The sequence below is a fragment of the Microvirga sp. P4_G7 genome (assembly GCF_056401005.1).
Genome location: NZ_JBFUKD010000246.1, coordinates 1 through 4,945 on the forward strand (window position 1 = coordinate 1; position 4,945 = coordinate 4,945).

Here is a 4,945-nt window from a genome sequence, read left to right on the forward strand (position 1 = left end):
GAGCTTGACGGCCGGATTGGGAATGAAGCGCACAACGACCTCGGACAGATAAGGGAGCGACGTGCCATCGGCCGCCTTTTTCCAGTACTTGTCATTGGCCTTCACAGTCAGGCGATCTGCACTTTTCCATTCGGTGAAAGTGAAGGGTCCCGTGCCGACAGGTTTGCGTCCGAAGTCCTTACCGGATGTCTCGACCGCTTTTGGCGAGACCATGGATCCGCCCTCACTTGCGAGACCTGCAATGACGGCACCGGATGGCGAGGAGAGATTTACCCGCGCCRTGAGATCATCGATGACATCAACCGTGGTCACGCCCGCGAGCGTCGAAGCATGGGGACTGTTCGTTGCAGGATTGACGACGCGCTCGATGTTGAACTTCACGGCTTTCGCGTCGAAGGGGGTGCCGTCATGAAATGTAACGCCCGGACGCAACTTGAACGTGATCGATTTCTGGTCTTCCGCGAATGTCCAACTCTCCGCGAGCGAGGGCACGAGATTCCCTTTTTCGTCGAGGAGCACGAGGTTGTCGTAGATCAGGTCATAGACCTTGCGATCCAGGCTCGGAGCATTGCCGAAAATGGGATCGAGGCTGACCGGCTCGATATCGAGAGCCGCAGTCAGCGTGCCACCTTTGACAGGCGCCTGGGCAAAGGCGACCCCGCTCCACATGAGGGATGCGGCAAGAGCCGCGCGCGATAGGTTCGAGACTACTTTCAACTTCACCTCCCATGCCGAGTTCGACCGGCTTAGGCCACCGATAACTCATTTGACATCAACTTGCAAGATATCTGATAAGTGATGTGTTGAGGTCTGGTGCGGGGTCAGGTAGACTTACCCCTCGCTCGAGGAGTTTCGAATGACGGAAGCAGCAGAGATCTACCGATTCGATGGTGACGCGAGGTCTCGCATCAAACTATCGGACGCTGTGCTGCATCGGCTCACCGACCTCATTCTCGAGCGAGCCTTGAAGCCAGGCGATTCGTTGCCTTCCGAATCGGAGCTGGCGCGAAGTTTCGACGTCAGCAAGCCGGTCATTCGGGAAGCCCTTCGTCAACTTGCCGTCATGGGCGTGGTCGAAATCCGCCAGGGACGTCCCTCTTCCATCAGCCAGCTATCGTCGAAGCCGCTTCAACTCTTTCTGCGCCTTGCCGTTCGATCGCAGCCAGAGGGATTGCGTGAGGCGCTGGAATTGCGGCGCGCTCTGGAAACACAGATCGTGATGCTCGCGGCCGAACGTCGCGAAGAGGTTCATCTTGCCGGATTGAATGCCGCGTTGGAGCAGATGCAGCGCAACAAGCACAGCGACGCGGAGTGGATCGCTGCCGACCTAGCCTTTCACAAGATCCTCGCCGAGGCATCGAAGAACATCCTCATGTCACTTCTCATGGAAGCGATGAGCGGCACGATGGAGGACACAATTCGTGCTCTGCACAGTCAATACGACGTGCGCGACGCGGAGGCGACCTACGCGCGCCACGTGGCCATCGTCGAGGCCGTCGCTGCCCGCGATGTCATCGCGGCACGTACCGCAATGGAAATCCACTTCGACGTCGGGCTTCCCGTTGTCTTGCGCATTCTCGACGAAGAACACCGCCGCCACTGGCGTTGAGGTCTCGCCATGCTTGCCTATATCGCCAAGCGGCTTCTCCAGCTCATCCCAGTCCTGCTGGTAATGAGTGTCGTCGTCTTCAGCATCGCCAAAGCGCTTCCAGGCGATCCGACGGTTACCGTTCTCGGTGACAGCGCAACGGCGGCGCAGCGCGAACAACTGCGTCAGGAGCTTGGTCTCAACGATCCAGTCCCTGTGCAATACGTTCACTGGCTCGGGCGCGCTGTGTCGGGGGATCTCGGCTATTCACTTCGTTCGAGAGAACCTATCTCCGAGATGCTCGCAGCCCGCGTCCCAGTCACATTCCAGCTCACACTCCTCGCCATTGTTCTGTCACTTGCAATCGGCGTGCCGCTCGGCGTCGTTGCCGCACGCAACCGTGGAACGTGGCTCGACTTCGGTGTCAGCTCGGTCGCAATATCCGGCATGGCGGTGCCATTCTTTTGGCTTGGCGTGCTGCTGATCCTTCTCTTCTCGGTCAAGCTGGGATGGCTGCCGCCGTCCGGCTACGTGCCACTCTTCAGCGATCCCCTCCGCAATCTGTCGCTGATGATCCTGCCATCCATTACCGTGGGGCTGTCGATGGCGGCTCTGGTGATGCGCCAGACCAGAACTGCAATGCTTCAGGTCCTCAGTCAGGATCATGTCCGTACCGCCCGTGCAAAGGGTCTTCCGGAACGCGTCGTTGTGGTCAAGCACGCCTTGCGCAACGCGTTGAACCCGATCGTGACGGTCGTCGGACTGCAGATCGGCGCACTCCTCGGCGGGGCTGTCGTGACCGAGACAGTCTTTTCGATGCCTGGGCTAGGACGGATGCTTGTCGATGGCATCTTCCAGCGCGACTTCGCCGCGGTCCAAGGAGCGATCCTGGTGATCGTTCTCGGCGTATTGCTGGTGAACCTGGCGACCGACGTTCTCTATGCGACTCTCGATCGCCGCATCAAATTGTGACCAGACATGAGCATTGCACCCAATGATACAACTGTCGTCCTAGATGCGAAGTCGCCGTCGTATGGACCAGTGGCGACAGCACTGCGCAATCTTTGGCAACACCCGCTTGGCCGCGTCGGCGCCCTTCTGCTGTCCGTGCTCATCCTGTGCGCTCTGCTAGCTCCGCTGATTGCTCCATACGATCCGGCCGGCGTGGATTACGAAGCGATTCTCTCGCCGCCGAACCGAGCCCACTGGCTGGGAACAGACGAAATCGGACGGGATGTGCTCTCCCGCATCCTCTTCGGTGCGCGAATTTCTCTTCAGGTGGTCGTCGTTTCCATCGGCGGCGCGATGATTGTCGGCTCCGTCATTGGTCTTGTTTCCGGCTTTGCCGGTGGGCGTATCGATGGGGTCATCATGCGCATCATGGATGGGTTGCTCGCCTTTCCGATGCTCGTTCTGGCGCTTGCTATCGTGGCCGTTCTCGGCCCCGACCTGCTCAACGCGATGATTGCCATTGCCATCGTCAACATTCCTGGTTTTGCCAGGCTCGTCCGCGGTGAGGTGCTCGTCGTACGCGAACTGGAATACGTGCAGGCGGCGAGAGTCCTCGGCGCATCGCGAGTGCGATTGATGGCGCGACATATCTGGCCGAACGTTTCAGGAAACGTGATTGTCTACGCAAGTCTCAAGGCATCCGCGGCGCTTATCACCGAGAGCGCGCTCAGCTTTCTCGGGCTCGGCGTCCAGCCCCCGACGCCGAGTTGGGGCCAGATGGTCGCGATTGGTATGGACTACTTTCAATCGTGGTGGATAAGCTTCTTTCCCGGGCTCGCCATTTTCCTGACGGTGCTCGCACTGAACTTTCTCGGAGACGGCCTGCGCGACGTGCTGGATCCACGTCTGTCGGGACGTCGCCACTAGATAAAAGCTTCTTACGATTCAAATGAACACCACACTCGTACTGCCGCAAATCGAAATCGACCCCGCCATGGCGGTTATCCTGGAAGAGATGCGCGCGGCGCCCCGTCCTCCGTTGGATGACCTTCCGCTTCAGGAAGCCCGGGATTTGATCGAGACGTCGAACATTCCCTGGAACGCCGTGGTGCCGCAAATGGCAGGAGGGACATGCGATTTCCATGTCGCTAGCCACGGTCGGAGCGTCCCGGTCCGTCTTTATCGACCCGTCCAGACCGAACACCTGCCGCTGATCATTTACGCGCATGGTGGTGGCTGGACGGTGGGCTCTTTGCGGACCCACGATCGTTTTGCCCGCCTTCTCGCCAGCCTGTCCTCGCTTCCCGTTCTGTCTGTCGAATATGCACTCTCGCCGGAGCATCCCTTCCCCGCGGCGCGCGATGATATCGCGAGTGTGGTGAACGCGGTTCGGCGCGGCCTCCTCGGAAACAACGCCAGTCGTGAACACCATGCGCTCGTGGGCGATTCCGCCGGCGCCCATGTGGTGCTGACAGCGGCGCTCGCCGACCCGCAGAACTCACCAGATGCGATCGCATTGGTCTACGGGTGCTTTAGCCGCGATTTCAACACACGGAGCTACGAACTATTCGGAGACGGCGCATTCGGATTGTCCGAGCGCGCGATGCGCTATTACTGGGCCAATCTCCTCGATTCGGCGCCGAGTGACGTGAGACGTGCTGCAGACTTGCGGAATTGGAATTTGCGTGGCTTGCCCGCTACCTATCTGATAGCCGCCGGTCTCGACCCATTGAGGGATGACAGTATCCGGTTTGGTCGAGCACTGGTGGACGCCGGCGTCCCGTTCACATTCGAGCTCGTTCCCGGTGTGATCCACGGCTTCATGCAGATGACACTTCGATTGCCGGCGGCCGAGCGCGCGATGGAGAAACTTGCGGCCTTCCTACGAACGGAGCTTGCTAAGCGGCGGGAAGCATAAATTATCGACGTCGTGAGAATCGGGATATCGCCGAGTTGGCAAGCGCTTCCATCTACCTCGTCCTATGACAGGTGAGGCGGGTCGCTATCGGTCTCCCCGATCGATGACCCGATACTCGGCATCGATAATTTCCGCACTAGACGTTCGAGTCGTCGGCCTTTTGCGGCGGTATATCCACTTTCCGATGAGTGCGGCACCGATCCCCAGCGGGATCGCAAACAGTGCAAGACTTGCAACCAGGACAAGAACAATCACCGCCACTGAGGCCGCGGCAAAAAGCGCCAGAAAGCCAGCCCAACGCGGTATCCGCACCATTCGGATACCCGGATTGAATTGATCCCTGTCGGACAAAGTTTCCTCGTTCACCTGTGTGCGTCGCGCATCTATGTCGTAGCGCTGCACTCGTCTCGCAAGGGACTCGCGAAGAGAAAGGCGGTGTTTTCGCCGTTTTTCTCTTCGTGAGCATCGGCATCCGGACACCCTAGATG

Annotated in this window: 6 protein-coding genes; 4 read left to right on the forward strand and 2 right to left on the reverse strand. The window is 59.3% G+C overall.

The genetic code is table 11. From position 1 onward, the window contains the following. The coding region (locus tag AC1DT3_RS11920; protein ID WP_477465466.1) for an ABC transporter substrate-binding protein at nt 1-717 on the reverse strand (717 nt) is incomplete at its 3' end. A 139-nt stretch (nt 718-856) separates the two neighbouring features. Here AC1DT3_RS11920 and AC1DT3_RS11925 point away from each other — a divergent pair. From AC1DT3_RS11925 to AC1DT3_RS11940, 4 genes are all read left to right on the forward strand, one after another. Further along, complete coding sequence (locus AC1DT3_RS11925) at nt 857-1,609, forward strand: FadR/GntR family transcriptional regulator (RefSeq protein WP_477465467.1); 753 nt, start codon at nt 857-859, stop codon at nt 1,607-1,609. Between the two features lie 9 nt (nt 1,610-1,618). Further along, a complete protein-coding gene (locus tag AC1DT3_RS11930; RefSeq protein WP_477465468.1) occupies nt 1,619-2,560 on the forward strand; it encodes an ABC transporter permease in 942 nt (313 codons plus the stop codon). Between the two features lie 69 nt (nt 2,561-2,629). Then, nucleotides 2,630-3,466, forward strand: coding sequence for an ABC transporter permease (locus AC1DT3_RS11935; RefSeq protein WP_477465469.1), 837 nt, complete (start codon nt 2,630-2,632; stop codon nt 3,464-3,466). A 22-nt stretch (nt 3,467-3,488) separates the two neighbouring features. Beyond that, a complete protein-coding gene (locus AC1DT3_RS11940; protein WP_477465470.1) occupies nt 3,489-4,457 on the forward strand; it encodes an alpha/beta hydrolase in 969 nt (322 codons plus the stop codon). Between the two features lie 84 nt (nt 4,458-4,541). Here the strand turns inward: AC1DT3_RS11940 and AC1DT3_RS11945 are convergent, their stop codons facing one another. After that, nucleotides 4,542-4,859 carry a hypothetical protein gene (locus AC1DT3_RS11945; RefSeq protein WP_477465471.1) on the reverse strand — a complete coding sequence of 106 codons (318 nt, stop codon included), beginning with the start codon at nt 4,857-4,859 and terminating at the stop codon, nt 4,542-4,544. Between the last annotated feature and the right edge of the window lie 86 nt (nt 4,860-4,945).

Coding starts and splice junctions, on each gene's coding strand:
- AC1DT3_RS11925 (WP_477465467.1), top strand. CDS start 857: ATGACGGAAGCAGCAGAGATCTACCGATTCGATGGTGACGCGAGGTCT.
- AC1DT3_RS11930 (WP_477465468.1), top strand. CDS start 1,619: ATGCTTGCCTATATCGCCAAGCGGCTTCTCCAGCTCATCCCAGTCCTG.
- AC1DT3_RS11940 (WP_477465470.1), top strand. CDS start 3,489: ATGAACACCACACTCGTACTGCCGCAAATCGAAATCGACCCCGCCATG.